Below are 17,395 nucleotides of genomic sequence, written 5' to 3'. Positions count from 1 at the left end.
AATGACGGTTTTGGAGGCGGCGGAAAAACGACGATCACACGGCGCATACGCGCGCAATCAACGATGCGACGGTATTGCCGTCACACCCACCCTGCATCCACGATGAATTCCTGCCCCGTGCACATCTTGCTGTCGTCGGCGGACAGGAACAGCACCATCGCGGCGATATCCTCGGGCATCAGCTTGCCCGGCAGGCACTGCGAGCGCGCGATCTCGGCTTCGCCCGCCTCGTCCAGCCACAGGTCGATCTGGCGCTGGGTCATCACCCAGCCCGGCGTCACGGTGTTGACGCGGATGTTGAATTGTCCGAGGTCGCGCGCGAGGCAGCGCGTCAGGCCGATCACGGACGCCTTCGTGGTCGCATAGATCGGATAGTTCGGATTCTTGGCATGCCACGACATCGAACTGAAGTTGATGACGGACCCGCCGCCGCGGCGCTTCATGCCGGCCAAGGCGGCCTGCACGGTGAAGAACATCGGGCGCTGGTTGATGGCGATGCGTTCGTCCCAGTACTCGACCGAGACGTCGCCGATCTGGTGGCGCTGGTCGTTGGCGGCGTTGTTGACGATAACGTCGAAGTCGCCCAGCTTGGCGGCCATCTCGGCCATCACGGCCTGCAGGCTCGGGATGTCGGTGATGTCGCAGTAACGGTACATCGGTGCGTTATGGCCGGCAGCGGCCAGGCGCGCGACCAATGCCTCGCTGGCGTCGCGCACGATGTCGACAAAGCCGACCAGCGCGCCCTGCTCCGCCAGCGCGGCGACGATCGCTTCGCCGATCCCGCTGCCGCCGCCCGTCACGAATACCCGTTTGCCTTCGAGGCTACCGTACTTGGCTAAAGTACCCATCGTCGTCTCCTAAAATCTTATTGTAGGCGGCGCCGGGAACGGCCCGGCGCCGCCGTCTTTCGTGCTTATTCCTTGCCCAGCGCGCCGTCGCGGCGGCGCCAGATGCCGCGCGGATTCTCGTCGCGCAGCACCGCCGGCAGCAGCGCCTGCGGCAGGTTCTGGTACGCCACCGGGCGCAGGAAGCGGAAGATCGCGCCCGTGCCCACCGACGTGCTGCGGCCGTCGGCCGTGGCCGGGAACGGACCGCCGTGCACCATCGCGTGCGTCACTTCCACGCCGGTACCGAAGCCGTTGGCCAGGATGCGGCCGACCTTGCGCTCCAGCGTCGGCAGCAGTGCCTGCGCCGCCTCGATGTCGCCCTCTTCCAGGTGGATCGCGGCCGTCAGCTGGCCTTCCAGATGTTCGACGATGGCGCGCATCTGCTCGACGTCCCGGCACACGACCAGCAGCGAGGCCGGGCCGAACACCTCTTCGTGCAGTTCCTTGCGGGCCAGGAAGTCGGCGCCGTCGACACGGAACAACGCGGCGTGGCCCTGGTTGTCTTCGTGCTCCAGGCGCAGCAAGGTCGTCACCGCTTCGTTGCTGCCCAGCGCGGCGACGCCGCGGCGGAAGCTCGATGCGATACCGGCCGACAGCATGGTTGCCGGCTGCGTGTCGTTCAGCGCTGCCGTGGCGGCTGCGCAGAACGTCGCGAGGCCCGGACCGTCGATCGTCAGCACGAGGCCGGGGTTGGTGCAGAACTGGCCGACGCCCAGCGTCAGCGACGCGGCGAATTCGCGGCCGATGCGCTCGGCGTGCTGTTCCAGCGCCTGCGGCAGCAGCAACACCGGGTTAATGCTGCTCATCTCGGCATAGACCGGGATCGGCTGCTGGCGGCCCGCGGCGACGGCCATCAGCGCCGTGCCGCCCGAACGGGAGCCGGTGAAGCCGACGGCCTGGATCGCCGGATGCGCGACCAATGCCTGGCCGATGCCGTTGCCGGTCAGCAGTGCGAACGTGCCGGCCGGCAGGCCGCACAGCTCGACGGCTTTCACGACGGCGCGCGCCACCAGTTCCGACGTGCCGGGGTGGGCCGAGTGGGCCTTCAGGACGACCGGGCAGCCGGCCGCGAAGGCCGATGCCGTGTCGCCGCCGGCGACGGAGAACGCGAGCGGGAAGTTCGATGCGGCGAACACGGCGACGGGGCCGACGCCGATCAGGCGGCTGCGCAGGTCCGGACGTGGCGGCGTGCGCTGCGGCAGGGCCGGATCGATGCGCGGATCCTGCCACGACCCTTCGCGCAGCAGGCTGCCGAACAGTTTCAGCTGGTTGCACGTGCGGGCGCGCTCGCCCTCCATGCGGCCGCGCGGCAGGCCGGTTTCCGCCATCGCGCGCTCGACGAGCGCGTCGCCAAGGGCCATGATCTGGTCGGCGACGGTGTCCAGAAAGCCGGCGCGTTCTTCGTCGGTGGTGTTGCGGAAGACGTCGAACGCCTCGCCGGCCAGGCTGCATGCCTGGTCGATCTGGTCGATGTCGACCATGTGGAAGGCGGGCTCGATGTGCTCGCGCGCGGCCGGGTTCCACGCCTTGAACGAATTGCCGGCGCCGCGCCGGGCGACGCCGCCGATGAGGGCTTCGCCCGTGATCTGTGCGATGGTCATAAGGTCTTCACTTTCGCAAATTGGGTGGCATGGACGGTGAGCTTGTTGCGCAGCGCGGGGCCGAACTGCGGCGATTCGATCTCGAACGTTTCGCCGGCCTGCACGTTTACGCTGTCGGCGAAGCTCAGGGTCGCGGTGCCGAAGAAGTGGATGTGCACGTCGCCCGGACGGTTGAACAGGCCGTATTTGAAGTGGTGGTATTCCAGGTTGCCGATCGTGTGCGACATATTCTGTTCGCCCGACACGAAGGCTTTCTCCCACCGCACGTTGCCCTGCGCATCGCGGATGCGCGAGACGCCCTGCACGTGCGCCGGCAGTTCGCCGACAAGCAGCGCCGGGCCCACGCCGCAGTTGCGCAGCTTCGAGTGGGCGAGGTACAGGTAGTTCTGGCGTTCCGTCACGTGGTCCGAGAATTCGTTACCCAGTGCGAAGCCGACGCGGTACGGCTGGCCGTCGTCGCCGATCACGTACAGGCCGGCGATCTCCGGTTCTTCGCCGCCGTCCAGCGAGAAGTCCGGCATTTCCATGTCCTGGCCGCTGGCGCGCACGATCGAGCCGTCGCCCTTGTAGAACCATTCCGGCTGCACGCCGGCCTTGCCCGCTTCCGGCTTGCCGCCTTCGACGCCCATGCGGAACATCTTCATGGAGTCCGACAGCGTCTCGACGTCGCCGCCGATCTTCTTGTGCATGGCGTCGCGCGTGTCGGCGCTGCCCAGGTGCGTGAGGCCCGTGCCAGTGACGTAGCAGTGGGCGGCGTCCGGGTGGTCGATCGGGGCCAGCAGGCGGCCTTCCGCGGCGATGGCTTCGTACGATTCGTTGGTGCCGGTGGCATTCGCATCGGCCAGGCTGGCCAAGCCCTTGCCCTGCGCGATGGCGGCTTTCGCCAGGTCCAGCGTGGTCGCGTAGCCGGTGATGGCGGTGACGACGTCGCCGTTCAGGATGCCGACGCGGCGGTCGCCGGTGGCCGATTTGTATTGGATGAGCAGCATGTTTGTGTCTCCTTCGCGCGGCGTTTGCCGCGATGCAGGCAATGAACACGTGGGCTCGGGGCGCCCACCCTACGTCAACGCAACGTGCGCAGGGTGGGCACCCCGTGCCCACGCGGATACGTAATCAATGTGAATGCTTGGGCACGGCCGAACCGCGGCAGCCGACGAGGAAGTCGAAGTCGCACCCCTCGTCCGCCTGCAGCACGTGGTCCAGGTACAGGCCCGCGTAACCGGTGCGCGGCGCCTCCTTCTGGTTCTCGGCGCGGTCGGCCAGGCGGGTCTGGATCTCCTCGTCCGGCACGTCCAGGTGCAGGCGGCCGGCCTTGCAATCGAGTTCGATGAAGTCGCCGTCCTTGACGATGCCCAGCGGGCCGCCGGCCATCGCTTCCGGCGCCACGTGCAGCACGACGGTGCCGTAGGCGGTGCCGCTCATGCGCGCGTCCGAGATGCGGACCATGTCGGTGATGCCCTTGGCCAGCAGCTTCGGCGGCAGCCCCATATTGCCCACTTCGGCCATGCCCGGATAACCCTTCGGACCGCAGTTCTTCATCACGAGGACCGAGTTCTCGTCGACGTCCAGGTCGGGATCATTGATGCGCTGCTTGTAGTGGTCGAAGTCTTCGAACACGACGGCCTTGCCGCGGTGCTTCATCAGGTGCGGGGACGCGGCCGACGGTTTCAGCACGGCGCCGCGTGGCGAGAGGTTACCGCGCAGGATGCAGATGCCGCCGTCGTCGATCAGCGGGTTGTCGATCTTGCGGATGACTTCATCGTTGTAGATCGGCGCGTCCTGGTTGTTTTCCCACAGCGTCTTGCCGTTGACGGTCAGCGCGTCCTTGTGCGGCAGCAGGTTGTGTTCGCCCAGGCGGCGGATCACGCCCGGCAGGCCGCCGGCGTAATAAAACTCTTCCATCAGGAAGCGGCCGGACGGCAGCAGGTCGACGATGGTCGGGGTGCCCTTGCCGATGGCGGTCCAGTCTTCCAGCTCCAGCGGCACGCCCACGCGGCCGGCGATGGCCTTCAGGTGGATCACGGCGTTGGTCGAACCGCCGATGGCGGCGTTCACGCGGATCGCGTTTTCGAAGTTCTCGCGCTTGAGGATCTTCGACAGCTTCAGATCTTCGTTGACCATCTCGACGATGCGCATGCCCGACATGTGGGCCAGCACGTAGCGGCGTGCATCGACGGCGGGGATCGCGGCATTGTGCGGCAGCGAGGTGCCCAGCGATTCGGCCATGCAGGCCATCGTCGACGCGGTGCCCATCGTGTTGCAGGTGCCGGCCGAGCGCGAGTGGCCCGCCTCGGCGGCGAGGAAGTCGTGCATCGTGATCTGGCCGCCCTTGGCCTGCTCGTGCAGCTGCCAGACGGCGGTGCCGGAACCGATGTCCTTGCCGTTCAGCTTACCGTTCAGCATCGGGCCGCCGGTGACGACGATCGTCGGCAGGTCGACGCTGGCCGCGCCCATCAGCAGGGCCGGCGTGGTCTTGTCGCAGCCGACCAGCAGGACGACGCCGTCCATCGGGTTGCCGCGGATGGATTCTTCGACGTCCATGCTGGCCAGGTTACGGGTCAGCATGGCGGTCGGACGCAGGTTCGATTCGCCGTTCGAGAAGACCGGGAATTCGACCGGGAAGCCGCCCGCCTCCAGGATGCCGCGCTTGACGTGCTCGGCCAGCTTGCGGAAGTGGGCGTTGCAGGGGGTCAGTTCGGACCAGGTGTTGCAGATGCCGATGATCGGCTTGCCCTGGAATTCGTGATCGGGGATACCCTGGTTCTTCATCCAGCTCCGGTACATGAAGCCGTTCTTGTCCTGGGTGCCGAACCACGCTGCGGAACGCAGGGTGGGCTTCTTCTTTGTCTCGGACATGTTCCTTCCTCCGTCGTCGTTTTTGTAGTTCTGAGTGTCTTGGTGATGCCAAGCTCAGCGATGGAGGAAGTCTAAAGGCCGATCAGATAACTTTCCAATCAATTTTTAACAGCAATCGATATCGTTATCGACATCGATGTTACCGCAATCACCGCCAGCCAGCGAACCGCACCTCCGTCAGACCGCGCATCGGCAGGGTTTGCGCAAATACACCGCCGGATTTCGGCGCATCCGCCAGCTGGCCGGCGCGCAGTCCGACCGTTGCCGACGTGACATACAACACGTCCAACCTTGCACCGCCGAACGCGGGACAGGTCGGCTGCGGCGCCGGCAGCGTCAATACGCGGTCGATGCGGCCGTCCGGCGCGAAGCGTACCACCTGGCCGGCGCCCCAGCGCGTGCTCCACAGGTAGCCGTCGGCGTCGATCGTGGAGCCGTCCGGATCGCCGGGGGCGGCGTCGGCGGCCACGAACTGGCGCGGGTTGGCCACGGCGCCCGTGTCCACGTCGTAATCGCAGCAACGGATCTCACGCGTGCCCGAGTCCGCGTAATACATCGTGCGGCCGTCCGGGCTGAAGCAGATGCTGTTGGCGATGGCGACGCCGCCCAGCGGCAGGCGCTCCAGCGACAAGTCGTGGTTCAGGCGGTAGAACCCGCCGATCGGATCCTTCGGGTTCTCGGCCTGGTTGAACACGCCGAAGACGAAGCGGCCCTGGCGGTCGGCACGGCCGTCGTTGAGGCGGGTGGTGGGCAGGTCGGCTTCGACGTCGCAGATGCGATCGAGTTCGCCGCTCGCAAGGTCGAAGAAGGCGAGACCCGAGGCGAGACCCAGCAGCAGGCGGCCGTCGTCATGCGTCAGCGCCATCGAACACAGGCGCTCCGGCAGCGGCCAGCGCTGCAGCGCGCCCGTCGCGGGCGCATGCGACCACAACTCGCTGCGCTCGATGTCGGTCCAGAACAGGCGCGCGCCCTTGTCGTCCCAGATGATCCCCTCCCCCAGCACATGCCGGCCGTCCACCGCCAGTTCCATCATGTAGTGCTCTCCTGATTACTGCGCCACCGAGAAGCGGAAGCGCGACTCCGTTTCATAGACCTCGCCCGGGCGCAGGATCGTGTTCGGATACGCCGGCTGGTTGGGCGAATCGGGATAGTGCTCGGGCTCGATGCAAAAGCCGCTGCGGAAGATCCACGGATGGCCCTTGCCCTGCAGCGAGCCGTCGAGGAAGTTGCCGCTGTAGAACTGCACACCCGGTTCCTGCGTGAACAACTCGAGCACGCGGCCCGACGCCGGTTCGACCACGTGGACCGCGCGCTTGAGGCCGCGCTCGCCCGGCTTCCTGTTCAGCACCCAGCAATGGTCGTACCCGGTGCCGTGGCGCAGCTGCTTGTCCGGCTGGCCGATGCGCTCGCCGATCGTGCGCGGCTTGCGGAAGTCGAACGGCGTGCCGGTCACGGGGGCCAGTTCGCCGAACGGGATCGACTCCGCGTCGATGGGCACGAATTTGTCGGCGTCGATCGTGATCTCGTGGCCGAGGATGTCGCCCTGCCCCGCGCCCGCCAGGTTGAAATAGCTGTGCTGCGTGAGGTTGACGGGCGTCGGCCGGTCGGTAACGGCAGAAAAGTGCACGACGATCTCGTTGTCGTCCGTCAGCCGGTACGTGACCGTGGCCACCAGGTTGCCCGGGTAGCCCTGCTCGCCGTCCGGGCTGTCGTAGCGCAGCACGAGGCTGTCGCCTTCAATGGCCGCCGTCCACAGCACCTTGTCGTAGCCCGGGTCGCCGCCGTGCAGGTGGTTGTTGCCGTTGTTGACCGTCAGCTGGTATTCCTTGCCGTCCAGCGTGAAGCGGCCTTTGCCAATGCGGTTGCCGTAGCGGCCGATCAGGGCGCCGAAGTACGGGCTGTCCTTGACATAGGGGTCGAGCGTCTCGAAGCCCAGCGCCACGTCGGCGAAGACCCCGTCGCGGTCCGGGACGTGGATCTCGGTGATGATCCCGCCGAAATCGAGGATCTTCACGACCATGCCGTTATTGTTCCTGAGCGTGTATTCGGCGACTTGCCTGCCGTCGGGCAAGGTCCCGAACGGCACCTGGGTGATTCCGTTTTGCACGTTGTTATATCCTCAGAGGGTGGAAGGCCGCCCGAATACCGGCATGCCGTTCTCGTCCCAGCGCAGCGGTTTGACGAAAGTGTGGCGGTCCGGGTTCCACAGCGGATCGCCGACGATTTCGGTATAGGTGCGCGCGTGGTAGACGAGCATGACGGTATCGCCATCTTCAGCATACGTAAAGCTGTTGTGGCCGGGTCCGTAGATGCCGTGATCGTAGCATGTACGGAACACGGGCTCGCGCGACTTTGTCCACGACGCCGGATCGAGCAGGTCCGCGTTCTCGTCCGCCCACAGCAGGCCCATCGCGTAGTTTTCGTCGGTGGCGCTGGCGGAATACGAGATGAAGATCTTGCCGTTGCGGCGCAGGACGGACGGTCCCTCGTTGACCCAGAATCCGCGGATTTCCCAGTCGTGTTCCGGCTTGGACAGCAGCACCGGCTTGCCCTCGATCTGCCACGGCGTCTTCATGTTCGCGATGTACAGGTTCGAGTTGCCTTCGATCTCGTTGTCCTTTTGCGCCCACAGGTAGTACAGCACACCGTTGTGGTTGAACGTGGTCGCGTCCAGGCAGAACGTGTCGATGCCCGTATCGACCTGGCCCATGAATTCCCACGTGCCTTCGAGCGGATTGGCGTTCGTATTGCGGATCGCGTACATGCGGTGCTGGAACAGCTTATACTTGATCTCGCGGCTCGGCGCGGCGGCGAAATAGACGTACCACGCGCCCATATTGAAATGCAGTTCCGGTGCCCAGATCAATTCGCTGTACGGGCCCGTGTCCGGCTTGATCCACGCGTCGACGGTCGGTGCCGTCGCCAGTTCGGCGATGGTTTTCGCGCGGCGCAGTTCGATGCGGTCGTATTGCGGGACCGAGGCGGTGAAGTAGTAATAGCCGTCCGTGTGCTTGTAGATGTACGGGTCGGCGCGTTGTTCGATCAGGGGTGTAAGAACGGTTTCCATAGCTATTCTCATCGTTACATTAAAAACCGTCATTCCCGGCACTGCCAGAAATGACTCCCCGCGCATCCTGGGCGGCCCCGCGGGATCCATATTCAGTGTGCCGCACAGCCGGCATTTGCTTCGCCGGAAACGGTGTTTGGATTCCGGCTTGCGCGGGAATGACGTTCAAACATTCGTTGTCAGCCCGCCGCCACCTGGCTCGCCCGCAGGTCTTCCTTGACGGTCGAGTAATACTCATCGCTGATGCGGTACTTGAACATCAGCGCCCCCATCAGGAAATGGAAGAAGCCCGGAATCACGGACAGCATCAGCGCGATGCCCTGCAGCGCCAGCGGCGTCTGCTCCTGGTTCGGCTGGTACTGGAAATAGGTGAGCAGCACGCCGATCATGCCGCCGGCGATCCCCATGCCGACCTTCTGCGCGATGGAGATGCCGCCGAAGGCGAAGCCGGAGACGCGCTTGCCCGTCTTCAGCTGGCCGTAGTCGATGGTCTCGGCGATGGCGGACCAGAACACGGGCGCATGCAGATCGACGATCAGCGACAGTGCGAAATACAGCACGAACGCCAGCATCGTGTCGCCTGGCTTGACGAGGAAATAGATCAGCACGGACAGCACGGCCACGATCAGCTGCGTGTAGCGGAACAGCTTGACCTTGCAATAGAACTTGGTGACCCAGGTCGAGATGACCATCGCGATGATGGCCGCCGCCACGCCCGTCGACAGGAAGGCGGAGACGACGCCCGTGTCGCCATGCAGATAGTATTTGGCGTAATAGGCGGCGACGGAGCCGCGGATCACGTAGCCGATCGTGCCCGTCACGCAGGCGCCGGCCAGGTACAGCCACTGGTCGTTCTTCGCCAGCACGGCGATCTGCTCGCCCAGCGGCTGGCGCGCGACCTTGTAGACGACGCGCTCGGTCGTCGTGAAGAAGCAGAACAGGAACAGCACGGTGCCCAGCAAGGCCATCAGCGCCATCGCCGCCTGGTAGCCGGCGGCCGGATTGCCATGGCCCCAGCGCTCGGCCAGGATGGGGACGACGATCGTCACCATGAACGCGCCGATCTTGGCCAGGAACAGGCGGTAGCCGTTGGCCGACAGGCGTTCCTGCGGGTCCGCCGTCAGCGCGCTGGGCAGCGAGATATAGGAGACGCCCACGCCCGACGTCATCAGCGTCATCACGATATACGTGGAGTAAGCCCAGACGAGCTTGGCGTCGTAATTCCAGTCCGGCGTGGTGAACACGAAAAAGACGGACAGGCCATACGGCACGGCCAGGAACAGCAGCCAGGGCCGGTAGCGGCCCCAGCGTGAGAGAAAGCTGTCGGTCAGCTGGCCGGTGGCGAAGTCCGACATCGCACCGATGAACTTGACGAGCATGAACAGCAAGGCCAGGTCGCTGGTCTTCAAGCCGTAGATGTCTGTGTAGAAGATGGTGATAATCAGCATCATCGACGAGATCACCACGTTGAGCGCCATGTCGCCGGCGCCGAAGCCCACTTTTTCGAGAGTGGAAAGTTTCTGGGTTTGCATGCGGACTTCCTTCCAAACGAACAGGGTGCTACGCGGATTTTCCGAGTAGCACCCTCAATATTGCCTATCGATCAGACGCCGTGATCAATGTTTCCAGCGCAGAGCCAGACCCACGACGCGGTCGTAACGGCGCACGTCACGCGGCAGTTCCGGCACGCCGTGGTAGTCGTGGTATGCCTCGTTCAGCAGGTTGCTGCCGTCCAGCGTCACGGTCAGCTGCTCCGTGATCTTGTACGAGACCGACGCGTCCAGGGTCTTGATCGGGTCGACGATCAGGTTGAAACCCAGGTTGCGGTAGTTGTACGTGTCCACGAACTTGTCGCGCCAGCTGTACGCCACGCGCGCCGACCACGGGCCGCGCTCGTACAGGCCGACCAGGTTGTAGGCTTTCTTGGACATGCCCGGGAACGTGTTGCGCGTGCCATCCGGCTCGGTCAGGCCCCCGTTCATGAAGGTGAAGTTCGCCTGCATGCCCAGTCCGCTCATCCAGCCCGGCAGGCTGCTGAAGAATTGCTGGTAGGCCGCCTCGAAGCCGTACAGCTTGCCCGTGTCCGCGTTGTACGGACGGTCGACGAAATAGTTGGCGCCGTTGTAGGTCTCCGTCGTCGACTTGTGACGCAGGAAGTTCTTGAAGTCGTGGTTGAACAGCGTACCGGTCAGGGAACCGTCCTTGGAGAAGTACCACTCCAGGGCGACATCGACGTTGCGGCCTTCCTGCGGCTTCAGGTTCGGGTTGCCGGCCGTACCCGTCGCCATCGTCGTGTTGGTCGACGGATACAGGATCAGGCCCGGGTTGAAGTCGCCGAATCCGGCGCGCTCGATCGCCTTGCCGGCCACGATACGGCCGACCAGGTCGTCACGGAAATTGGCGCGCACGTTCAAGCTCGGCAGCACGTCGGTGTTGCTGGTGCTGACGGCCACCGGCGAGATCACGTTGTTGAGGTCACGCGAGTTGCCGACGATGCTCTGGCGGGTATGCACGACACGCACGCCGACCGTGCCCTCGACCGGCACCGAAAACGCGTCGAAGCCGATCTTGGCCTTGCCGTACAGTGCCGACGTCGTTTCGCGGTCGGCGTAGTACGACAGAGGATCGTCCGGCTTGTCGGCGCTGCTGCCGGTGATGGCCTTGCGGACCACGCCCGTATTGTTCAGCAGGTATTCATAGCACGGCGCGAAGAACTGGTTCATGCCGTAGTTGCCGCCAGTGGCCGGGCTGGTGCACGACAGGCCCGGGATGCTGGTGACCTTGATCGCGTTCGGGCCCCACTGGTCCGGCGCCGACGAGTAGTTGTTCAGCTCGTGGGCATACGATGCGTCGCGCTGGGCCCAGCGCACGCCCCCCGTCAATTCCTTCAGCACGCCGTCGTTTTCCGGGGTCCAGGTGACGTCGCCGCGCCAGTCGTTGGCGCTGCCGTTCGAGTGGTTATGGTTGTCGAAGAAGGCGAACATCGTCCAGTTGGACGGATCCGTCATATTGACGCCCGGGTAGGTCAGGAAGCCGCCGCCGTCGCGGATGCTGCCGCTGACCGCCTTCGGTGCGTTATAGATCGTGTCCAGGATCGGGTTCGACTGGCGGTACGTGGACACGGTGCGCACCAGTTCCGAGCTCACGCGCACGGACGACGTCACGTCCCAGATGCCGCCGATCGCGCCCTGGCTGCCCTTGGACCAGTCGCGGCGCGCCTGCGTCGAGCTCAGCGTGAACGTGTTGACACTCGGGTTGCTGATCGTGTCGAGGTAATTCGTGCCGGAGAAGGTGGTGACGGTCGACGCCGGGTTATTGATCGGCAGGCCGCCGACGAAGAAGATGCTCTGCGAATCGTGATCGATCTTGGTGCCGAAACCTTCCGCGTAGAGTTGCATGTCGCGGTTCGGGCGCCATTGGGCCGAGAAATTCGCGGCCAGGCGCTTGCGGTCGCCAGTGGTCATCACGCGGCCGAGGGTGTCCGTACCGATCACGCCGGCAGGCTGGGTGTATTTGACGCCCGGGGCAGCCCACGCCACTTCGTCCTGGTAGCGGCCGCGCTGGTACGACAGGCCGCCCAGCAGGCCGACTTCGCCGATGCCGGTCTTCCAGCGGTTCGACCACAGGCCGCCGACCTGCGGATCGGTCTTGCCGGCCTTGTCGCGGTGCTCGGCACGGGTGTTGATGGCGATCTGCTCGCCCTTGAAGTCGAACGGCCGGAACGTGCGCACGTCGATGACGCCCGAGGTGCCCCCTTCGACCATGTCGGCGCCCTGCGATTTGTACACGTCCACGCGCTGCAGCATCGAGACGGGCACGTCGGCGAGGAACAGCGAACGGCCGGCGGCCGTGAACATTTCGCGGCCATTGAAGAGCGTGGTCACGCCGCCGAGGCCGCGCACGACGATGCGTCCGGCCTCGCCGTTCTCGCGAACGATCTGGACGCCGGTGACGCGGCCGAGGATCTCGGCGACGTTCTTGTCCGGGAACTTGCCGATGTCGTCGGCGACGATCGAATCGAGCACCTGCTCGGCGTTCTTCTTGATCGTCTGGGCGCTCTGCGCCGCCTGGCGCTGGCCGCTGACGACCACGACGTTGCTGCCGTTGGCCTGGTTGGCCTCTTGGGCGGCGCCGGCGTCCTGGGCGCGTACGGAGACGCTCGTCAACAGGCCGATGCCCATGAGTGCAGCGACAGTGCCGCGCAATGCGAAGGTCCGGGTGGCGGGCGCGAACCGGCCCGCTGCGATGGGTTCCATACGTCTCCTATTTCTCTGTAAGTATTGTTATGTTTCTGAAAGGCTGAGACGCTTTCAGAACTGGAATGCTTGACGGTAATGGTAGGCGCTCGATTGAGAACGATCCAATCAATTTTTCCGCAACTTCGATACCGTTTTTCATATCAATTGAACACGCCGACGAAGGCTGACAACGATTTCACATGGCACAATGCGGGAATCCACCATTTTCCTGAAACCATGTCGACCACCGCTCCCGCCACGTTTTCCGCGTTCCGCGACCTGATCCTGAACACCGATCCGGACGCCGTCGCGACGCCGGCGCAGATCCCCGACGGCTTCCTGCTGGCGCGCGCGGGCGGCATCAGCGCGCACTACATCCCGTTCGATTACGTGAACCGCGCGGCGCGCCTGGTGCTCGTCGGGATCGCGCCCGGTTTCGTGCAATGGAAGAACGCGGTGCGCGAGGCGCGGCGCCAGATGGCGCATCAGGCGCCGGAGGCGGTAACGGACGAAGCGGTGCTGCGCGCCGCCAAGTACACCGGCGCGTTTTCCGGCGCCATCCGCCCGAACCTCGTCGCCCTGCTCGATCACGTGGGCCTGCAGCGCTGGCTCGGCATCGCCAGCTGCGCCACGCTGTTCGGCGAGCACGCGCACCTGATGCACGTGACGGCGGTGCTGCGCCACCCGGTCTTCGTCGACCACAAGAACTACAACGGCGCGTCGCCGAACATGCTGACGACACCGCTGCTGCAGGCCCAGCTGCTCGACTATTTCGCGCGCGAGGCGCTCGCGCTGCCCGGCGCCGTCTACGTGCCGCTGGGTCCGAAGGTCGGCCGCGCGCTCGACTGGCTGGCGCGGCGCGGCGTGCTGCCGGCGGACCGGATCCTGCACGGCATTCCGCACCCGTCCGGCGCCAACGCCGAACGCATCGCCTACTTCCTCGGCCGCAAGGACAGGGCCGCCTTGTCGAGCCGCACGAACGGCGCGCAGATCGACGCGGACCGGGTCGCGCTGCGCGCCCGCATGGCGGCGCTGGGCGTGGCGTAACACGCGGGTTCGGCGCGCGGCAGCGTCCGCTTCCAGCCGGGGGGAAACAACATGCGTACACAGCTGTCTTTCGTGCTGCATACGGAACGCGCCCGGCGTTACACTGCACTCGTCAAGCGCGAAGGTAGACGATCATGCAGAATTGCTCTCCTGAAGAGGTACGCTCAATCCTCGACAAAATCGAGCAGCTGCCCGTCCCATTCTTCAAGCGGCTGATCGAGGCGAGCAACACGGGCATCATCATTTCCGACGCGAGCCTGCCGGACAATCCCGTCGCCTACGTCAACCCCGCGTTCGAACGCATGACGGGCTACGCGCTGTACGAAGTCGTCGGCCGCAACTGCCGTTTCCTGCAGCGCGACGACCGCGACCAGCCGGGGATCGCTCTCATCCGCCACGCCGTGGAGCATGCCGAGATCAGCACGGCACTGCTGCGCAACTACCGCAAGGACGGCAGCCTGTTCTGGAGCCGCATGCACCTGTTCCCCGTGCGCGAAGACGGCGCCGCGCCCACGCACTTCGTCGCCTTCCTGCAGGACGTGACGGAAGTGGTCGAAGCGCAGCACGCGGTCGTGCAGGCGCGCGAGCGCCTGAGCACCGTCCTGGAAAGCGTGTCCGACGGCTGCTTCTCGGTCGACCGCGACTGGCGCATCACCTACATCAATGCGCGCGGCGCGGACGCGATCGGGCGCCGTCCGGAAGACCTGATCGGCAAGCACCTGTGGAAGGAATTTCCCGAAGCGGTGGGCGGGCCGTTCTACCAGACGTATAAGCGAGCGATGGACGAGCACGAATTCGCCACTTGCGAGAGCTATTACGAACCGCTGGGCATGTGGATCGAAGTGCGTGCCTATCCGTCGCGCGAAGGGCTGACCGTGTTCTATGCCGACGTTACCGAACGCAAGGAAGGCGAGCAGCGGCTCATGCATCTGGCCACGCACGACAGCCTGACGGGCCTGCACAACCGCTTTTCCTGCCTGCGCACGCTCGACGACGCGCTCGCGCGCTCGGTCGAGGAAGAGCATCCCGTGGGCGTGCTGTTCGTCGACCTCGACCACTTCAAGGAAGTCAACGACGCCCACGGCCACCGCGCCGGCGACACGGTGCTGCAGGAAATCGGACGCCGCCTCGGCGCGCTCGCACGCGCCGGCGTCACGGTGGCGCGCATCAGCGGCGACGAATTCGTGTTCGTGCTCGAAGAGATGGATACGGAGGGCGCGAAGGCCATAGCAAGCGCCGTCCTGCAAGAGCTGGCGACACCGATTCCGGTCGACGGCCAGCATGTGGCGGTCGGCGCCAGCATCGGCATCGCGATCGGCAGCGGCCGCGAATACACGGCCGACGAACTGCTCAACAACGCGGACGCCGCCATGTACGAGGCCAAGGACAACGGCCGCCACACGTTCGCCGTGTTCTCGACGCACGCGCGCCATCTGCTCAAGCAGCGCCTGGAACTGCGTCAGGAAGTGTTCTCGGCCCTCGACCGGCGCCAGTTCGTGCTGTTCTACCAGCCGCAGGTCAGCGCCGTCAACGGTGCCGTCGTCGGCGCGGAAGCGCTGCTGCGCTGGGAACATCCGCGTCTCGGCCTGCTGGGCCCCGACCTTTTCCTGCCGATGCTGGAAGGCTCGCCCGCCATCACGGCCGTCGGCGCGTGGGTGTGCGAGGAGGCCTGCCGCCAGGCGCGGGAATGGGAGTTGCTGGGCTACCGCCTGCGGATGGCGGTGAACGTTTCGCCGCGCCAGCTGATGGACGAGAACCTGCCCCCGCTGCTGAAGAACATCGTGGCGCGCTACGGCCTGGACGCCGAGTGCATCAAGCTGGAGGTGACGGAAAGCATGCTGATGCAGGACATCGACAAGGCCGCGCTGGTGCTGAGTTCATTGCAGAGCGTGGGCTTTCGCATCGCCCTCGACGACTTCGGCACCGGCTATTCCAACCTGTCGTACCTGCGCCAGCTGCCGATCACCGCGATCAAGATCGACCGCTCGTTCGTGCGCGAAATCGAACAGGACCGCCGCTGCCTCGACATCGTCAACGGCGTGATCGCGTTCGCCAAGTCGCTCAAGCTGGATGTGATCTGCGAAGGCATCGAGACGGAGCTGCAGAAGGAAGCGATCCGCTCGACGGGGTGCGATGTGTTGCAGGGCTACCTGATCGGCAAGCCGATGCGCGCGAGCGACTTCCGCGCGCTGCTGCTGGCGCAACGCACCGAGCCTCAACAAGCGGATCCGGGGTGCTATCAACCGGATTCGTAATCATTGGCGCCGTCGTTCCCGCGCGGCCCGGGATCCATGCTGGGCTTCCGAAGTCTGTCGTTCCAGAACACTGGCGTGTGTCCTGCGTACCGATTCCTGTTGCCCAGTACGGGTTCCCGCTTTCGCGGGAACGGCGGTTACGCGGCCTCGTGCGCCGGCGTCACGGTCTCCGACGCGTTCTTTTCCACCTGCCGCTTGAACGCGTACAGGCTCCCCAGCATCAGCACGATCGGCACGAGCGTCAGGTAGAACGCGAAATGCCCGTTGACATGCCCGAACACATACCCCGTGATCAGCGACCCGGTCGTGCCGCCCAGCGCGGAAAAGATCACGAGCAGCCCCGTCATCGGCGCGTGCTGGTGGCGCGGGAGAGAACTGAGCATCACGGAATTGATGCCCGGGTAGATCGGCGCCATGAACAGGCCGATGAGCGGGAACAGGAACGCCGCCACCGGCGCCGTCGACCACGTCACGTTCGGATCATGGTTGACGCCGTGCGTCAGCGGCAGCGTAAGAACCACCGTGGCGCCCATCGCCAGCATGCACACGGACAGCACCGGATACCAGTTCAGGCGGCGCATGATGACACCGGCCGACAAGCGCCCCACCGCCAGGCAGCCCGCGTAGATGCTCGTCACCTGCACGCTCATCGCGGCGGGCAGCTTCAGGATCTCGTTGTTGAAGGTGGGGAGCCACGTGCCGACGGCCTGCTCGACGAGCACGTACAGGAAAGCCGTCAGCACGAACACGCACACGAGGGGACGGGCGAACAGGCGCAGCATCTCGACGAAATCGGCGGCCGGTCCGCGGCTGTGCGGCGCCGCCGCGCCGCGCTCGTCGAAGGAGGTCGACAGCACGAGCAGGAACGTGGCCGCGCACAGGCCGGAGAGCAGCCAGTACACGTTCAGCCAACTGGTCGACTCGGGGTGGTCGGAATCGATGAAGAAGCCGAAGATCCAGTACGCCGACAGCACCCCCACCATGAAAAAACCTTCCAGCAGATTCGTGATGCCGGCATGCTGCTTGCGGTCGCGCGCGACGAGGCCGATGGTCGAGTACACCGAGACTTTCGCCAGCGCGAACGCGACGCCCACGCACAGGAACAGCAGCTTGGCCGTGGCGAATGCCGGCATCAGCGGCATCGCCAGCGTGGCGACGGCGACGATCGCGAGCGCCAGCAGCATCGCCTTCTTGTAGCCGAAGCGCGGCAGCGTCGACGCGACGAGGAACGACACGATCGCGATCGGCAGGTCCTTGAACCCTTCCAGCACGCTCGCCGCGCCCTTGTCGACGCCATAGTTATGAATGACCTGCAGGATCACCGTGCCCACGCTGTTGAGCAGGATGGCGAACATGAAGTAGATGAGAAACAGGGCCAGCAGGATGCGTCGTTGGTTCACGTTTGTCTCCGCTCAGTTTTTATGATCGTTTTATCGTGACGCGC

General features: G+C 65.2%; 12 protein-coding genes. 2 read left to right on the top strand and 10 right to left on the bottom strand.

The features are described from left to right. Nucleotides 1–80: 80 nt before the first annotated feature. The 9 genes from BVG12_RS26805 to BVG12_RS26765 form a co-directional block, all read right to left on the bottom strand. Entirely contained in the window at nucleotides 81–848 is a 768-nt protein-coding gene (locus tag BVG12_RS26805; protein WP_075795059.1) for an SDR family NAD(P)-dependent oxidoreductase, read from the bottom strand. A 65-nt stretch (nucleotides 849–913) separates the two neighbouring features. Continuing rightward, entirely contained in the window at nucleotides 914–2,488 is a 1,575-nt protein-coding gene (locus BVG12_RS26800) for an aldehyde dehydrogenase (NADP(+)) (RefSeq protein WP_075795058.1), read from the bottom strand. Next, nucleotides 2,485–3,477 carry an AraD1 family protein gene (gene araD1, locus BVG12_RS26795; protein ID WP_075795057.1) on the bottom strand — a complete coding sequence of 331 codons (993 nt, stop codon included), beginning with the start codon at nucleotides 3,475–3,477 and terminating at the stop codon, nucleotides 2,485–2,487. Before araD1 ends, BVG12_RS26800 begins: the two co-directional genes overlap by 4 nt. A 124-nt stretch (nucleotides 3,478–3,601) precedes the next feature. Next, nucleotides 3,602–5,344, bottom strand: coding sequence for an IlvD/Edd family dehydratase (locus BVG12_RS26790; RefSeq protein ID WP_075795056.1), 1,743 nt, complete (start codon nucleotides 5,342–5,344; stop codon nucleotides 3,602–3,604). A gap of 148 nt (nucleotides 5,345–5,492) precedes the next feature. Next, a complete protein-coding gene (locus tag BVG12_RS26785) occupies nucleotides 5,493–6,377 on the bottom strand; it encodes an SMP-30/gluconolactonase/LRE family protein (protein ID WP_075795055.1) in 885 nt (294 codons plus the stop codon). A gap of 15 nt (nucleotides 6,378–6,392) precedes the next feature. Further along, nucleotides 6,393–7,451, bottom strand: coding sequence for an aldose epimerase family protein (locus BVG12_RS26780; protein WP_075795054.1), 1,059 nt, complete (start codon nucleotides 7,449–7,451; stop codon nucleotides 6,393–6,395). A gap of 12 nt (nucleotides 7,452–7,463) precedes the next feature. Next, the gene (locus tag BVG12_RS26775; RefSeq protein WP_075795053.1) at nucleotides 7,464–8,411 is read right to left on the bottom strand and encodes a glycoside hydrolase family 43 protein; all 948 of its coding nucleotides are present in this window, start codon (nucleotides 8,409–8,411) and stop codon (nucleotides 7,464–7,466) included. Nucleotides 8,412–8,590: 179 nt separating this feature from the next. Beyond that, entirely contained in the window at nucleotides 8,591–9,943 is a 1,353-nt protein-coding gene (locus tag BVG12_RS26770) for an MFS transporter (RefSeq protein ID WP_075795052.1), read from the bottom strand. A gap of 84 nt (nucleotides 9,944–10,027) precedes the next feature. Continuing rightward, complete coding sequence (locus BVG12_RS26765; RefSeq protein ID WP_075795051.1) at nucleotides 10,028–12,667, bottom strand: TonB-dependent receptor; 2,640 nt, start codon at nucleotides 12,665–12,667, stop codon at nucleotides 10,028–10,030. A 219-nt stretch (nucleotides 12,668–12,886) separates the two neighbouring features. Between BVG12_RS26765 and BVG12_RS26760 the strand changes: the two genes are divergently transcribed. Both BVG12_RS26760 and BVG12_RS26755 read left to right on the top strand, forming a co-directional pair. Beyond that, nucleotides 12,887–13,696 (top strand): hypothetical protein, encoded by an 810-nt coding sequence (locus BVG12_RS26760; RefSeq protein ID WP_083685460.1) that lies wholly within the window; start codon nucleotides 12,887–12,889, stop codon nucleotides 13,694–13,696. A 134-nt stretch (nucleotides 13,697–13,830) separates the two neighbouring features. Continuing rightward, nucleotides 13,831–15,951: a putative bifunctional diguanylate cyclase/phosphodiesterase gene (locus tag BVG12_RS26755; protein WP_083685458.1), complete on the top strand. Its 2,121-nt coding sequence runs from the start codon at nucleotides 13,831–13,833 to the stop codon at nucleotides 15,949–15,951. 137 nt (nucleotides 15,952–16,088) lie between these two features. Here BVG12_RS26755 and BVG12_RS26750 read toward each other — a convergent pair whose 3' ends face one another. Then, nucleotides 16,089–17,351: an MFS transporter gene (locus tag BVG12_RS26750; protein ID WP_075795050.1), complete on the bottom strand. Its 1,263-nt coding sequence runs from the start codon at nucleotides 17,349–17,351 to the stop codon at nucleotides 16,089–16,091. Nucleotides 17,352–17,395: the final 44 nt, after the last annotated feature.

It is taken from the genome of Massilia putida, from assembly GCF_001941825.1.
GTDB lineage: Bacteria > Pseudomonadota > Gammaproteobacteria > Burkholderiales > Burkholderiaceae_D > Telluria > Telluria putida.
The sequence above is the reverse complement of the archived record's forward strand: the minus strand, read 5'-3'. Positions and strand labels throughout refer to the sequence as shown.